The organism is Actinoplanes lutulentus (genome assembly GCF_003259845.1).
GTDB lineage: Bacteria > Actinomycetota > Actinomycetes > Mycobacteriales > Micromonosporaceae > Actinoplanes > Actinoplanes lutulentus.
In genome coordinates, this window is sequence record NZ_QLMJ01000025.1 from 139,735 (window position 1) to 153,918 (window position 14,184).

General features: G+C 71.0%; 10 protein-coding genes and 1 pseudogene. 5 read left to right on the forward strand and 6 right to left on the reverse strand.

Translation table 11 applies throughout. The features are described from left to right. Positions 1–142 precede the first annotated feature (142 nt). A complete protein-coding gene (locus B0I29_RS39690; protein ID WP_111654325.1) occupies positions 143–2,047 on the forward strand; it encodes a penicillin-binding transpeptidase domain-containing protein in 1,905 nt (634 codons plus the stop codon). 447 nt (positions 2,048–2,494) lie between these two features. On the opposite strand, the pseudogene B0I29_RS39695 reads toward B0I29_RS39690, so the two are convergent. The 4 genes and pseudogenes from B0I29_RS39695 to B0I29_RS39710 all read right to left on the reverse strand — a co-directional run. Next, a pseudogene (locus tag B0I29_RS39695) lies at positions 2,495–3,574 on the reverse strand (arginase family protein); the annotation flags it as partial. Positions 3,575–3,616: 42 nt separating this feature from the next. Beyond that, positions 3,617–4,561, reverse strand: a complete 945-nt coding sequence (locus B0I29_RS39700; RefSeq protein WP_111654327.1) for a tetratricopeptide repeat protein — start codon at positions 4,559–4,561, stop codon at positions 3,617–3,619. A gap of 74 nt (positions 4,562–4,635) precedes the next feature. Next, positions 4,636–6,309 carry a coenzyme B12-dependent isobutyryl-CoA mutase large subunit gene (gene icmA / locus B0I29_RS39705; protein ID WP_111654328.1) on the reverse strand — a complete coding sequence of 558 codons (1,674 nt, stop codon included), beginning with the start codon at positions 6,307–6,309 and terminating at the stop codon, positions 4,636–4,638. Positions 6,310–6,347: 38 nt separating this feature from the next. Next, positions 6,348–7,538 (reverse strand): FAD-dependent oxidoreductase, encoded by a 1,191-nt coding sequence (locus B0I29_RS39710; protein WP_111654329.1) that lies wholly within the window; start codon positions 7,536–7,538, stop codon positions 6,348–6,350. Between the two features lie 53 nt (positions 7,539–7,591). On the opposite strand from B0I29_RS39710, the gene B0I29_RS39715 reads away from it, so the two are divergent. Beyond that, complete coding sequence (locus tag B0I29_RS39715; RefSeq protein WP_111654330.1) at positions 7,592–8,173, forward strand: PadR family transcriptional regulator; 582 nt, start codon at positions 7,592–7,594, stop codon at positions 8,171–8,173. On the opposite strand, the gene meaB is transcribed toward B0I29_RS39715, so the two are convergent. Further along, positions 8,166–9,122: a methylmalonyl Co-A mutase-associated GTPase MeaB gene (gene meaB / locus B0I29_RS39720; RefSeq protein WP_111654331.1), complete on the reverse strand. Its 957-nt coding sequence runs from the start codon at positions 9,120–9,122 to the stop codon at positions 8,166–8,168. The genes B0I29_RS39715 and meaB overlap by 8 nt on opposite strands. Next, the gene (locus tag B0I29_RS39725; RefSeq protein ID WP_111654377.1) at positions 9,119–10,300 is read right to left on the reverse strand and encodes an acetyl-CoA C-acetyltransferase; all 1,182 of its coding nucleotides are present in this window, start codon (positions 10,298–10,300) and stop codon (positions 9,119–9,121) included. The genes meaB and B0I29_RS39725 overlap by 4 nt, the downstream gene beginning before the upstream one ends. Before the next feature lie 82 nt (positions 10,301–10,382). On the opposite strand from B0I29_RS39725, the gene mce reads away from it, so the two are divergent. The 3 genes from mce to B0I29_RS39740 all read left to right on the forward strand — a co-directional run bounded on the left by mce (position 10,383) and on the right by B0I29_RS39740 (position 14,148). Next, a complete protein-coding gene (mce, locus tag B0I29_RS39730) occupies positions 10,383–10,850 on the forward strand; it encodes a methylmalonyl-CoA epimerase (RefSeq protein WP_111654332.1) in 468 nt (155 codons plus the stop codon). Positions 10,851–11,131: 281 nt separating this feature from the next. Continuing rightward, on the forward strand, positions 11,132–12,502 hold the full coding sequence (locus B0I29_RS39735) for a coiled-coil domain-containing protein (RefSeq protein WP_111654333.1): 1,371 nt from the start codon (positions 11,132–11,134) through the stop codon (positions 12,500–12,502). A gap of 242 nt (positions 12,503–12,744) precedes the next feature. Beyond that, complete coding sequence (locus tag B0I29_RS39740) at positions 12,745–14,148, forward strand: coiled-coil domain-containing protein (RefSeq protein ID WP_181558214.1); 1,404 nt, start codon at positions 12,745–12,747, stop codon at positions 14,146–14,148. Positions 14,149–14,184: the final 36 nt, after the last annotated feature.

Below are 14,184 nucleotides of genomic sequence, written 5' to 3' on the forward strand. Positions count from 1 at the left end.
AGAACGAGCGGCCCGGCACTCTTCACACCCCGGGTGTGCCAGTGAAGTGATGTGCGCTTTCGCACCGTATCAACCACTGCGGGACACCATGGCGGGCGTTGGCCTACTACGGTTCGATCAGCTACCCAGGGAAGGGAACGTCATGCGTCGCAGCACTGCCGGAATCGCCGCGCTGGTCATTCTCACCGCCGGCGGGTTGACCGGCTGTTCCGCCGACCCGCCGGAGGACACCGTCTCGGCGTTCGTGGCCGGCTGGCAGAGCGGCGATCTGAACGACGTGGGCTTCGTCACGGCCGACGGAGGCCGGATCGCAGCCCCGGACGTACTGACCGGGATTCGTGAGCTCTACGGCGATCTCACCGGGCAGCCGCTCGCCCTCTCGGCCGGGACGACCACCACGACGGGCGACGACGCCAGCACCCCGATCACCGTGAAGTGGACGCTTCCGGGTGGTGTCGACTGGTCGTACCAGAGCACCGTCCGCGCGACCAAGGCCGGCCGCGACGACTGGGCCGTGGTCTGGGAGCCCGCGCTCGTCCAGCCGGACCTCGCCACCGGCGACAAGCTGCGGCTGCGCCGGGTCGCCTCGCAGCGCGCCGGTATTCAGGACGCGGACGGCAAAGCCCTGGTCGGCCCGCAGAAAGTGGTGGTCATCGGGGTCAGCCCGGAAAAGGCCACCGACTTCGAGAAGCTGCGCGACGGCCTGGCCGCCGCGTTCAAGAAGATCGACGCGGACGTCGACGTCGACGCGCTGAAAGACAAGATCGCCAAGGCCGACCCGGGCGCCTTCATCGACGTGGTCACGCTGCGCCGCTCCGACTACGACAAGATCCGCAGCCAGGTACGCCCGCTGCCCGGCACCGTCTTCCGCGAGGAGACCCGGCAGCTCGCTCCGACCCGCGCCTTCGCCCGCGCCCTGATCGGCACCGTCGACGCCGCCACCAAGGACGACATCGACGCCCGGCCGGAAACCCTCGCAGTCGGCGACCTGGCTGGGCACGGCGGCCTCCAGCAGAAGTACGACGACACGCTGCGCGGCGCGCCCGGCCTCTCCGTGGTGATCGCCAAGGAGGCGGCCGACGGCAAGGTCGAGTCCTCCGAGGTGTTCCAGTCCGAGCCGGTCGACGGCAAGCCGGTGAAAATCACCCTGGACACCGCGACCCAGAACGCCGCCGACAAGGCCGTGGCGGGCGAGAAACAGCCCAGCTCGCTGGTCGCGATCCGGGTCAGCGACGGCGCCGTGCTGGCCACCGCGAACGGTCCCGACGCCGGTGGGGTCAACACCGCGCTGACCGGCCAGGTACCGCCCGGCTCGACGTTCAAGATGGTTTCCGCGTACGGCGTGCTGTCCCGCGACGTGGTCACCGCCGACACCGCCGTGGACTGCCCGAAGACCTTCACCGTGGACGGGCGTGAGTTCAAGAACTCGCACGACGAGGAGCTCGGCAAGGTGCCGTTCCACGTCGACTTCGCGAAGTCGTGCAACACCGCGTTCGCCAGCCTCGCGCCGAAACTGACCTCGGCCGGTCTCCAGGAGGCGTCGTCGGCGCTCGGCCTCGGCGCGACGTACGACATGGGCATCGAGGCGTACGCCGGGCAGGTCTCCGACGGCGGCACCTCGACCGAGCTGGCCTCAGCGATCTTCGGCCAGGGCAGCACCGTGGTGAGCCCGCTCGCGATGGCGGTGGCCACCGCCGCGGTCGCGAAGGGACAGTTCCAGCCGCCCAAGCTGGTGCTCGACCCGGCACCGGCTGGGCCCGGCGCCGCCGGACCGGAACTCGACGCCGAGTCGGTCACCGCACTGCGCGCGATGATGCGCGAGGTGGTCACGAGCGGCACGGGTACGGCCCTGAAGAGCGTCCCGGGCAAACCGGTGCACGGCAAGACCGGCACCGCGGAGTTCGAGAATGGCAACGAGGAGACGCACTCGTGGTTCATCGGCTATCAGGGTGACGTGGCGTTCGCCGTGATGGTGCAGAAGGGCGGCGCGGGCTCCGAGGCGGCCGTGCCGATCGTGAAGCGGTTCCTGACCGAGCTCAACAAGTAATCGCCCGAGGGCGGCCTCTCAGGGGAGGTCGCCTCCGGGCAGGCCCAGGCCGGGGAAGCTCGGTCCGGGGAAACTCGGGCGCTGCAGCGTCTCGGCCGCGGGCGGGTCCAGTGAGGGCCTCGGGCGGAGCATGCCGGGCCGGGTGGCCGGCAGCGGCTCCGAGTCGAGAAGCGGTGCCGACCCGAGCAGCGGAGCGAGGCGGACCTCGGCGTTCTCCTCGGGCTCGTGCTCCTGGATGACGACCGCCTCGGCCTGAGAGTCCTCCGGCTCCACCTCCTCCGGCGCGGCATCCGGCTCGGGCTCGGCGGCCTCGAAGTCCTCGGGGTTCTCGGGCTTTTCGGTCTCTTCGGTCTCGAACGTGGAGGCGGAGGCCTCCACGGCCTCCTCCGGCAGCTCCGCCTCGGGCTCCGGCTCGAACTCAGGCTCGGCCTCGGGCTCGGGCTCGGCGGGGTCCGGAGCGGGAACCTCCGCCGAAACCTGATCAGGAACGGTCACCGGCTCTTCGATGCCGGCCGCCGAAGCGACCACCGGGTCGGTCGTGCCGTTCAGCACCGGCGACACCTTCAGCGGGTTCGCCAGATCACGGCGGGCCGCCACCAGGTCGGGTCGCGGTGACGTGGCCTTGACCGGCGCCAGGCCGGCCACCACTGCGGACGTTATCTCCGCGGCGTACCGGCCGTCCGGGTCGTAGTCCGGGTCGAAGACGGTGATCTCCACACCCAGGCAGTGCGGCGACTCGACCAGGCCCGCCAGCAGCAGTTCCAGCTCGGGGAACGCGATGCCGCCCGGGTCCGGCGCGTCCACGGCCGGCATGACCGCCGGGTCCAGGACGTCGACGTCGATGTGCACCCAGTAACCGGCGCAGTCGACCAGCTGGTCGCGCGCCCACTGCGCGCTGCGGGCCGCGCCCTCGGCACGCAGGGCCGGGACCGGCCGGGTCACTATCCCGGCGGCCTGCAGGTCCAGGCGGTACTCGTCCTGGGCGCGGATGCCGAGGACGACCACGTCGACGTCGCGGAAGTACGGCCGGCGGCGCTCTATCCCGGCCAGGTCGGCCTGTCCACGACCGGTGACCAGGGCGAGGTCCTCACCCGCCGCGGCGCCCACGTAGGACGCGTTGCCGGGGTGCCGGAAATCGGAGTGCCCGTCGACGAAGACCAGGCCGATCCGGCCGCCGACCGCCTCGCCGAGGCGGTGCATGGCCAGGCCGGATCCGATCAGGATGGAGCAGTCGCCGCCGAGGATCACCGGGAACTCGCCGCCGTCGATGATCGCGCCGATCCGGTCGGCCAGCGCCCGGGAGTACGCCGCGATCTCCGGCGCCTGGGCGACACCGTCACCGGGACGCCAGTCGCCCGGGTCGTACCGCGGCGGGGTGAGACAGCCGGCGTCACGGGCGCCGAGCCGGCTCACCACACCGTGGTCGCGGAGGGCGCCGGGTGCCTTGGCACAGCCCGGCACCGACGTCGCGGTCGGCGGGCGCAGGCCGAGATTGGACGGCGCGTCCAGAACGGCGATGCGGCGCACGACGCCCTCCCCTTCGTCGATTCGGTCGATGGAGAACGCGGCCTAGAAGAGCGCGCTGGCGAGCGCGCGACGCGCACCGGCCACCGCGGGATCGTCCGGGCCGGCCACGCTGAACAGCGACAGCAGGTGCTTGCGGACGGCGTCGCGGTCGTCGCCGATGGTCCGTTTCACGAGCCGGACCAGTCGCGCGTACGCCTCCTCGGCCTGACCGCTGAGCACCTCGATGTCCGCCGCGAGCCGCTGGGACTCGACGTCGTCCGGGTTCGCCTCGGCCTTGGCCAGCACGGCGGCCGGGTCGGCGCCGCTGATCCGGCGGTAGAGCTCGACCTGCGCGAGGCCGGCCTCGGCCGCCGCGTCAGCCGGCGACTCCGCCAGGATCTTGCGGTACGCCGCCTCGGCCTCGTCGAGGTCACCGGTCATCAGCGCGTCGTCGGCGGCGTCCAGGCGCGGGTCCTCGACCTCGGCCACGGCGACACCGGCGGCTTTGAGGACCGCGTCGATGTACTGCCGGATCTGCGCCTCGGGGAGCACGCCGGTGAAGCCCTCGACCGGCTGGCCGCCGATCACGGCGGTCACCATCGGGATGCCCTGCACCCGGAAGACCTGAGCGAGTCGCGGGTTGGCGTCCACATCGACCTTGCCGAGGATCCAGGCGCCCGCGTACTCCTGGGCCAGCTTTTCCAGCACCGGCGAGAGCTGCTTGCACGGCTCGCACCAGTCGGCCCAGAAGTCCAGGAGGATCGGGGTGGTCAGCGACCGCTCCAGGACGTCCTGGAAATCAGCCTCGGTGACATGGATGACGGTGTCCGGCGTGACGCCGGGGACCGCACCGGGGATGCCGCCGGACGGGACGCCGCCGGGGGCGCCACCGTCGGGGGCCGCAGGGACACTCGGCGCGGCCGGTTTGGCCGGCGCCGGGGAACGCAGCGCGCTGAGATCGACCGCGCCGCGGGTGAAGATCGACGGAGTGGTCCGTGGGTCGCTCATGGTTATTTAGTCTCGCACGCTGTCACGGCTGTTCGCGCCGCCACCAGGCGGCCGATATCGGACGTCACAGGCCCTCAGAACCGAGCGGGCTCACGGTAGATCCCCCACTCGTCCTTCAGGACACCGCAGATCTCGCCGAGCGAGGCCTCCGCGCGGGCCGCGTCGAGCATCGCGGGAATCATGTTCTCCCCGGTACGCGACACTGCCACGAGCCGTTCCAGCGCTGCTTTCACGCGTACCGAATCGCGGTTGGTCTTGCGAGTGATCAGCTCGCGCCGCTGCACGACCTCGACCTCGTGGGAGACGCGAAGGATCTCCAGATCCTTGGAGACGGTGCCGGTGTGCACGTTGACGCCGACGACCCGTTTGTCGTTCTTCTCCAGGGCCTGCTGATAGACGAAGGCGGCCTCGGCGATGTTCCCGGTGAACCAGCCGTCCTCGATGCCGCGCAGAATGCCCTGGGTGACGCTGCCGTCGTGACCGAGCTCCCGGATCCGGGCGAAGATCTCCTCCGCCTCGGCCTCGATCCGGTCGGTGAGCGCCTCCACGTACCAGGAACCGCCGAGCGGGTCGGCCACATTAACCACACCCGTCTCCTCCATCAGCACCTGCTGGGTGCGCAGGGCGATCTCGGCGGACTCGTCGGTGGGCAGCGCGAGGGTCTCGTCGAGCGCGTTGGTGTGCAGCGAGTTGGTGCCGCCGAGGATCGCGGCGAGCGCCTCGACGGCGGTCCGCACCACGTTGTTGACCGGCTGCTGCGCGGTGAGCGAGACGCCGGCGGTCTGCGTGTGGAACTTGAGCCAGAGCGCTTTCTCGCTGGTCGCGCCGTAATCGTCACGCAGGTGCCGGGCCCAGATCCGGCGGGCCGCGCGGAACTTGGCGATCTCCTCGAAGAAGTCGACGTGCGCGTCGAAGAAGAAGCTCAGGCCGGGCGCGAACGTGTTGACGTCGAGGCCGCGGGACAGGCCCAGCTCGACGTACCCGAAGCCGTCGGCGAGGGTGTACGCCAGCTCCTGCGCGGCGGTCGAGCCGGCCTCCCGGATGTGGTAACCGGAGACGCTCAGCGGCTTGTATTTCGGGATCTCGGCGGCGCAGTACTCCATCAGGTCGCCGATCAGGCGCAGGTGCGGCTCCGGTTCGAAGAGCCACTCCTTCTGCGCGATGTACTCCTTGAAGATGTCGGTCTGCAGCGTGCCGTCGAGCTTGCTGAGGTCGGCGCCCTGCCGCTCGGCGGCCACCAGGTACATGCAGAACACCGGCACCGCCGGACCGGAGATGGTCATGCTGGTCGTGACGTCCTGGAGCGAGATGCCGTCGAACAGCACCTCCATGTCGGCGGCGGTGTCGATCGCGACGCCACAGTGGCCGACCTCGCCGAGCGACTGCGGCTCGTCCGAGTCGCGGCCCATCAGGGTGGGCATGTCGAACGCGACGCTGAGCCCGCCACCTCCGGCGGCGAGGATCATCTTGTAACGCTCGTTGGTCTGCCGCGCGTTACCGAAACCCGCGAACTGCCGGATGGTCCAGGTCCGGCCGCGATATCCGGTCGGATAAAGACCTCTTGTGTACGGGAATTCGCCCGGCCACCCGATGCGCTCGAAACCGGGGTGATCGGTGTCGGCGGGCGGCCCGTAAACCGGATCGACCGTCGAACCGGAGAGCGTGGTGAAGTCGGCGTCCCGCTTGCGGGAAGCGTCGTAACGTCGTTGCCAGCGCTCCCGGCCGGCGGCGATCTCGGCAGCGTTCATTCCGTCACTGTAGTGCAGGACTGAACGATGACTAAGGGTCAATTGGTCGCGAGATCGGGCACCCGGTGCTCGAAGATCCACGCCTGGGGATCACCCTTGCGGGTCATCAACTTCATCACCAGCGGGAACATCGCGTCGCGGATCGCCGCGCCGACCGGACCGGCCGTCTTGCTGCTGCCACTGCGCCGGCCGTACGCCACCACCTTCTCGACCCGGGTCCGCCGCAGTCGCTCGTAGCGCTCCAGCGGGTTCCCGCTTTCGGCGGCCAGGCATCGACCCAGGGTGACCGCGTCCTCGATCGCCATCGACGCGCCCTGGCCGGACGACGGCGAGACCGCGTGCGCCGCGTCGCCGAGCAGCACCACCCGGCCGGATCGCCAGACCGGCACCCGCCGCAGGTCCTCGGTGTTCCACGGGCCCACCACCTCGTCCGACGCGCTGATGATCTCGGCGGCCGGCAGATCGTCACCCGCGAAGAGCTCGATCAGGTGAGCCCGCCAGGACTCCCGCGTGAAGTCGCCGGAACGCACCGGCTCACGGCTCGGCGGGTTGGCGAACCACCAGACCAGCCCGTCCGGCGCGACCGCCCAGCCGAAGAAGGCGCGGCTGCCGAACGCCATGTGCAGCAACCCCGGCGTGTCGTCGAGGCCGGCCACCGGACGGCTGGTGAACCCGCCGGCGTTGAGCAGGCCGAGGTACGCCGGCTCGGGACCGCCCGGGTTGAGCGCGGCACGGATCCGTGACCGCAGGCCGTCGGCGCCGACGAGCAGGTCGCCGTCCGCCCGGGTGCCGTCCTCGAACGTCATGGTCACCCCGTCCGGCCGCTCGGTGAACCCGGTGGCCCGGCGGCCGTGCTCGATCGGAATGCCCAGGCCTGCCACCTCGGACCGCAGCGCCGCGTAGAGGTCCGCGCGGCGGATCGTCGTGGTCGTCGAACCGTCCGGTGCCGGGCCGCCGAGCGGGAGCAGAGCGAGCCGGCGGCCACGGCTGTTGCTCATCGCGAGGGTCGGCGTGACGAAGCCCGCGGCGAGCACCCGCTCCGGGTCGAGGCCCAGGTCACGAAGGGCGGTCAGGCCGTTGACGGCCACGGTCAGGAACGCGCCCCGCTCGTCGTCGCCGCGCTCGCGCGCCTCGAAGACCCGGGGTTCCCAACCGGCCCGGTGCAGGGCGATGGCGGCGACCGCTCCGGCGATCCCGCCGCCGGCGATCAGAGCACGCTTGTTAGTCATACTATGACTATTGATGGAATGACTAAGCTGCGTCAAGGCCTATTCTGACCGCCATGAAGCGGTCCCCCCTCGCGATGGTTCTGCTGGCGCTGCTCGTGGAGGCGCCCGCGCACCCGTACCGGATGCAGCAGATGATCAAAGAGCGCGGGCAGGACCAGCTCGTCAACGTGGCCCAGCGCAACAGCGTCTACCAGGCTCTCGACCGGCTGGTCCGGGACGGCCTGGCCCGCGCCGGCAGCACCAGCCGGGAACCGGGCCGGCCGGAGCGGACGGTTTACGAGGTGACCGAGGAGGGCGCCGCCACCCTGCGCCGATGGCTGCTGGAGACGCTGCCGGAACCGGCCCGCGAGTTCCCCGAGTTCCCGGTGTCGCTGGCGTTCCTGCCGATGCTGCACCCGGACGAGACACGGGAGCTGCTGAGCCGGCGGCTCGCCGTCCTGGAGGGCAGGGTGGCCGCGATCGACGCCCAGGCGCCGCCCGGGCTGCCCCGGCTCTTCCTGGTCGAGGACGAGTACCGCGCGGTCCTGCTGCGCGCCGAGATCGAGTGGCTGCGCGGGATCGTCGCCGACCTGGAGTCGGGCCGCCTCACCTGGGACCGCGCCTTCATCGAGGAGACGCTGGCCCGGTTCAGCTGATGGTCTCCAGCAGCAGGGCGGCTGCCGCGTGCGGGTCGAGTTCGCCGGCTGCCACCCGCGCGGCCAGCTCGCCCAGGGCGGTGCCCTCGCGCGGGTCGCCCATCCGGGCCCGCAGCACGCCGAGCGCCAGCGCGGACACCTCGGCCGCGGCCCGGCGCTCCCGGCGTACCTGAAGGTTGCCGGTGCTCTCCAGCCACTCGCGGTGTTTGCCGATCGCGGCCACCACGTCGTCCAGACCCTCGCCCTTGACCGCGACGGCCCGGGTCACCTGCGGCCGCCAGTCGCCCGGCCCGCGGTCGCCGAGCGCCAGCATCCCCTGGATGTCCCGGAACGTCGCATCGGCGCCGGGCCGGTCCGACTTGTTGATCACGAAGACGTCGGCGATCTCCAGGACACCGGCTTTCACCGCCTGGATCGCGTCGCCCATCCCCGGCGCGAGCAGCACGAGCGTGGTGTCGGCGAGTGAGGCGATCTCCACCTCGGCCTGGCCGACACCGACCGTCTCGACGAGCACGACGTCGCAGCCGGCGCCTTCGAGGACGCGTACCGCCTGGGGTGTCGCGGCCGAGAGGCCGCCCAGCTGGCCGCGGGTCGACATGGACCGGATGTAGACGCCGCTGTCGGCGCTGTGGTCCTGCATCCGGATCCGGTCACCGAGGATCGCGCCACCGGTGAACGGGCTGGACGGGTCGACGGCGAGCACGCCGACCCGGGCGCCGGTTTCCCGCAGCGCCCGGACCAGCTCGTTCGTCGTGGTGGACTTGCCGACGCCGGGTGCACCGGTCAGGCCGATCACCTGGGCCCGGCCGGCCCACGGAGCCATCGCGGCCGCCACCTGGGGCAGCGCCGGATCGCCGTTCTCCACCAGGCTGATCAGCCTGGCAACGGACCGCGGATCGCCCTGTCTCGCCTTCGCGACGAGAGAGGGCACATCACGCGATCGGGTCACGCGGCCACCTTGATGATCAGGGCGTCGCCCTGACCGCCGCCGCCGCACAGGCCGGCCGCACCGAGGCCGCCGCCGCGCCGCTTCAGCTCCAGGGCCAGGGTCAGCACCAGCCGGGCGCCGGACATGCCGATCGGGTGGCCGAGGGCGATCGCGCCGCCGTTCACGTTGACGATCTCCTCGCTCACCTTCAGCTCGCGCGCCGACTGCAGCACGACCTGGGCGAACGCCTCGTTGATCTCGATCAGGTCCAGGTCGTCCACTGCCAGGTGGGCCTTGTCCAGGGCGTGCTTGATGGCGTTGGCCGGCTGGGACTGCAGCGAGCTGTCCGGGCCGGACACGTTGCCGTGCGAGACGATCTCGGCGAGCCAGGTGAGCCCCAGCTCCTCGGCCGTCTCCTTGCGCATCACGACCACTGCCGCGGCGCCGTCCGAGATCGGCGAGGCGGAGGCCGCGGTGATCGTGCCGTCCGGGGTGAACGCCGGGCGCAGCTTGGCCAGCGACTCGGCGGTGGTGTCCGGTCGCACGCCCTCGTCGGTCTCGACCAGGCCGGTGGCACCACGGCCGCCGGCCGGGACACCGGCGATCTCCTCGGCGAACCGGCCCTCGCGCTGCGCGGCGGCGGCACGCTGGTGGCTCAGCGCGGCGAACGCGTCCTGCTCGGCCCGGGTGATCCCGAGTTTCGTGCCGCTGGTCTCGGTGGCCTCGCCCATCGGCACGTTGTCCCACGGGTCGGTGAGACCGTCGAGCGCCATGTGGTCGCGAGCGGTCACGTCACCGAACTTGCGCCCCTGGCGCTGCTCGGTCAGAAGGTAGGGAGCGTTGGTCATCGACTCCATGCCGCCGGCCACCACGATGTCGAACTCGCCGGCCCGGATCAGCTGGTCGGCCAGGGCGATCGCGTCCAGCCCGGAGAGGCACACCTTGTTGACGGTGAGCGCCGGGGTGGTCATCGGGATGCCGCCGGCGACAGCTGCCTGGCGGGCCGGGATCTGTCCACAACCGGCCTGGAGGACCTGGCCCATGATCACGTATTGCACCCGCTCCGGCACGACGCCGCCGCGCTGCAGAGCCGCCGCGATGGCATGGCCGCCCAGGGCGGTGGCGGGCAGGTGCTTGAGGTTGCCGAGCAGGCGCCCCATCGGGGTCCGGGCGCCACTGACGATGACGGAGCTGGTCACGGTCTCGATCCGATCTGCGTCGACCGGGTGCTGAGGAGGCACCCGCTGGCCTTAACGATGGGTCAGGGCCGAGACTAACCTCATGACGGACGTCTCATCGAGTAACGGTTCTCCGGAGAATCTCACATTCTCTGATGTCGAATTGCTGCGCATCGACCACGTCGGGATCGCGGTGCCCGATCTGGACGAGGCCATCCGCTTCTACGCGGAAAACCTGGGTTTGCGGTGCGTGCATCAAGAGACGAACGACGAGCAGGGTGTCCGCGAGGCGATGCTCGCGGTCGGTGACGGCACCGGCCCGAAACTCCAGCTCCTGGCGCCGCTGCGGCCCGACTCCGCGATCGCCAAGTTCCTCGGCCGCAGCGGTCCGGGCCTGCAGCAGCTGGCGTACACGGTGGCCGACGTGGAGAAGGCCTCGGACGCGCTCCGGGCCAAGGGCCTCCGGCTTCTGTATGACACGCCACGCCGGGGCACGGCCGGATCCCGCATCAATTTCGTCCACCCCAAGGACGCCGGTGGTGTCCTGGTGGAGCTGGTGGAACCGGCCTGACGGGTACTTCGGTCGGGTGATTCCACCTGACTCTTACCGGGCGGCCTGGCAGGATCGTGGCCATTGAGCAGGGCCGACGGGGCAGACGGAGGCACCGGGATCACGCTGAGCGCCGACTGAGCAGGTGAGGACGGGAGGACAGCGGACACTGACCGGTTTGTCGAGGGCCGCATCCGTTCGGCCCGGGGCCCGACTACGCTCCTGGTCAAAGCTGATCTACGATGCGGTTCGGATGCCCGTCCGCTCTTGCATGTCCGCCCCCTTCTCGCCAGGATGGCGCAATGCCCCAGCAGCAGGATCAGAACCTGGCCTTCTTCGAGACCGCTAACTCGCAGCACGACTTCACCGTGGTCCTGCGGGGATACGACCGTCACCAGGTCGACGGACACATCGGCCGGCTGCTCGCCGCGCTGAACCAGTCCGAGCAGGCTCGCGGCGAGGCCGAACAGCGGATGAACGACGCTCAGCGTCGTCTGCGCCAGGCTGAGCAGCGGCTCAACGCGCTGGAGCAGAAACTCGCCGACTCCAACAAGCTGTTGGAAGAGAACAACAGGCCGACGCTCTCCGGGCTGGGCACCCGGGTGGAGCAGATCCTGCGTCTCGCCGAGGAACAGGCGAACGATCACCGCAACGAGGCGAAACGGGAGTCGGAGGGCATCCTCTCCGCGGCTCGCCTCGAAGCACGTGAGATCACCGACAAGGCTCGCGCCGAGGCCGCCGCGATGAAGGCGACCGCCGAGCGTGAGGCCGGTCAGCTGCGGACCCACGCCGAGCGCGAGGCCGCCGAGAACCGGGTTCAGGCCCGGCGCGAGGCCGACACGCTGCGCTCCGACGCCGACCGCGAGACCAAGCAGCTGCGTACGGTCACCGCGCACGAGGTCGCCGAGCTGAAGTCGACCGTGGAGCGGGAGGTCGCCTCGCTGCGCGCCACCGCCGAGCGGGAGATCACCCAGGCTCGCGCCAAGGCCGCCCGCGAGGCGGAGGAGAAGCGGGCCGAGGCCACCAAGCTGCTCACCGACGCGCGTGACAAGCGTGAGAAGGACCTCCAGTCGCTGGCCGTCGAGATCGCCGAGCGGCGTGAGAAGGCCGAGCGTGAGGAGTCCGAGCGGCACGCCGCGCAGGTCAACGCCACGCAGAAGATGGTCTCCGAGGCCGAGCAGCGGGCCCGTGCCGCCGAGGACCGCGCCAAGGAGATCCAGCAGCGCGCCGAGACCCGCCGCGTCGAGTCCGAGCGCCATGCCGTCGAGACCGTCGAGAAATCCCGCGCGCTCGCCGAGAAGACCGTCACCGAGGCCCGCGCCGAGGCGAACCGCCTGCTCAGCGACTCCCGCACCGAGGCCGAGCTGACCACACAGGCCGCTCGCCGCGAGGTCGAGGACCTGACCCGCCAGAAAGACGCGGTCACCAACCAGCTCGGGCAGATGCTCTCCGGCCTCTCCGGCCTGGTGCCGGGTGTCGGTGGCGCGGCTGCCGTCAAGGCCGTCGCCGAGGCGGTCGCACCGCAGCGCCCGCAGGCACCGGCTCAGCCGCAGGCCGAGGCGCCTGCTCAGCGCACCCCCGAGCAGGCTGCCGAGCAGGCCGCTCAGCAGCAGGGCGAGGCTCAGGAAGCGGAGGCCGGCGACGAGCCGGTGGCCGCTAAGACCAACTCCTGAGATATTCGACGCGCCGCCCTCGGGTTGCGGAGCCGCCGCGAGTACGCGACGGTGATTGCGCCGGGTGGTGCGGCTACATCGGGCCGTATCGGAGTTTCTCCGATACGGCTTCGCTCGTTCTCGCCGCGTAGCCTTGGGTTTTGGCAAGCCGGGGCGGACAAATCGTAACTACCCGCATAGTCCCTGCCAGCCCGGTGTGTATGCACACGCCACGGGACGATGCGTATGTGAGGATGGACAGCATGTCGCACGGCGAAATCTTCGGCCTCAGCGGGGACTCGGCTCACGAACCCAGCTTCGAGACCGCCCTCCGGGGCTATGAGAAGAAACAGGTCGAGCGATACGTTGCCCGCGCCGAGAACGAGATCGCCGCGCTGGCAGCCGAGCGGGAGCAGGCGTACTCGCAGATACAGGCGATGAGCGCCCAGATCGAGCGTCTCCAGCAGGAGATGACCCAGGTCCGCCGGCAGTCCGGCGCCGTCGGCGAGGTCTCGTTCCGGCACCTCGGCCCCAAGGTCGAGCAGATCCTGGCGCTGGCCGAGGAGCAGGCCGAGGCGATCAAGGCGTCGGCCACCGATGACATCGCGAGCCGGCTCGCCGAGGCGGAGCGGATCCGCGCCGAGTCCGAGGCGCACGCCCACGACGGCATCCGGGACTTCGAGATCGCCCTGGCCGCACGCCGGGCCGAGGAGGAGAAGACCGACTCGGCGAAACGCGTGGCCACCGAGCAGCACGTGACGGCGGCCCGGCAGAACGCCGAGCAGATGCGTACCGAGGCCGAGACCGTGCTGAACCGGGCTCGCACCGAGGGGCAGAGCATCACCGACAAGGCCGTCCAGGACGCCCAGCGCACCAAGGCCGAAGTGGACGGTTACGTCCAGTCCACCCGGGTCCAGGCGGAGCAGGAGCTCAAGGCCCAGCGCGAGAAGGCCCAGCAGGAGATCGACGCGAAGCGCACCGCCGCGGAGCGCGAGCAGGCCGACCTCAAGGCCTCCGTCGAGCACGAGCTGGCCCTGCGCCGGCACTCGGTGCTGGAGGAGCTCGGTCAGATGCGCACCGGCGTCGAGAAGCAGTGCGCCGACCTGCGCAGCGAGGCCGACAAGTACGCCGAGGAGGTGCTCCGGCGCTCCGACGAGCAGGCCACTGCCGTCCGCAAGGAGATCACCGCCCAGCAGGAGAAGATCGCCCAGGCCGGGCGTGATCTGGACACCGCGCAGGGCAAGATCGCCGAGGCGGAGAAGCGCCGGGCCGCCGCCGAGCAGCGGGCGTCGGAGTCGGAGCAGGAAGCCGACCGGGTGCAGGAACGCCTCACCGAGACGTCCCAGTCACTCGAGGTGGAGCTCAAGCGGGTCGCCGAGGCCGTGCGCGCCGGCGAGGCCGCCGAGCGGCGCGCCACCGAGGTACGCCGGCAGGTGCAGCGTGAGGCGAAGCGGGTGGCCGAGCTGGCCGCCGCAGCGGTGCTGGCCGCCGCCGCCTCACCGGGCGAGGACCACGAGGGGTACGAGGACGTGGAGCCCAGCGCTCCGGCGGCCGCACCCGCCACCGCCTCGTCCGAGAAGACCCAGCAGGTCCAGCCGGCCAAGGTCACCGCTTCGGCGAAGGTGACCGTTCCGCAGGCCAGCCGGGTTTCGGCGGACGCCGAGTAACGATCACCGGCACGCCGTTCGCGCCGGGTGGCGGGG

Bases quoted from the DNA above. Each gene is read 5' to 3' on its own strand.
- B0I29_RS39740 (WP_181558214.1), top strand. From the start codon at position 12,745: ATGTCGCACGGCGAAATCTTCGGCCTCAGCGGGGACTCGGCTCACGAA.
- B0I29_RS39700 (WP_111654327.1), bottom strand. From the start codon at position 4,561: ATGAGCGACCCACGGACCACTCCGTCGATCTTCACCCGCGGCGCGGTC.
- B0I29_RS39710 (WP_111654329.1), bottom strand. From the start codon at position 7,538: ATGACTAACAAGCGTGCTCTGATCGCCGGCGGCGGGATCGCCGGAGCG.
- icmA (WP_111654328.1), bottom strand. From the start codon at position 6,309: ATGAACGCTGCCGAGATCGCCGCCGGCCGGGAGCGCTGGCAACGACGT.
- B0I29_RS39715 (WP_111654330.1), top strand. From the start codon at position 7,592: ATGAAGCGGTCCCCCCTCGCGATGGTTCTGCTGGCGCTGCTCGTGGAG.
- mce (WP_111654332.1), top strand. From the start codon at position 10,383: ATGACGGACGTCTCATCGAGTAACGGTTCTCCGGAGAATCTCACATTC.
- B0I29_RS39735 (WP_111654333.1), top strand. From the start codon at position 11,132: ATGCCCCAGCAGCAGGATCAGAACCTGGCCTTCTTCGAGACCGCTAAC.
- B0I29_RS39690 (WP_111654325.1), top strand. From the start codon at position 143: ATGCGTCGCAGCACTGCCGGAATCGCCGCGCTGGTCATTCTCACCGCC.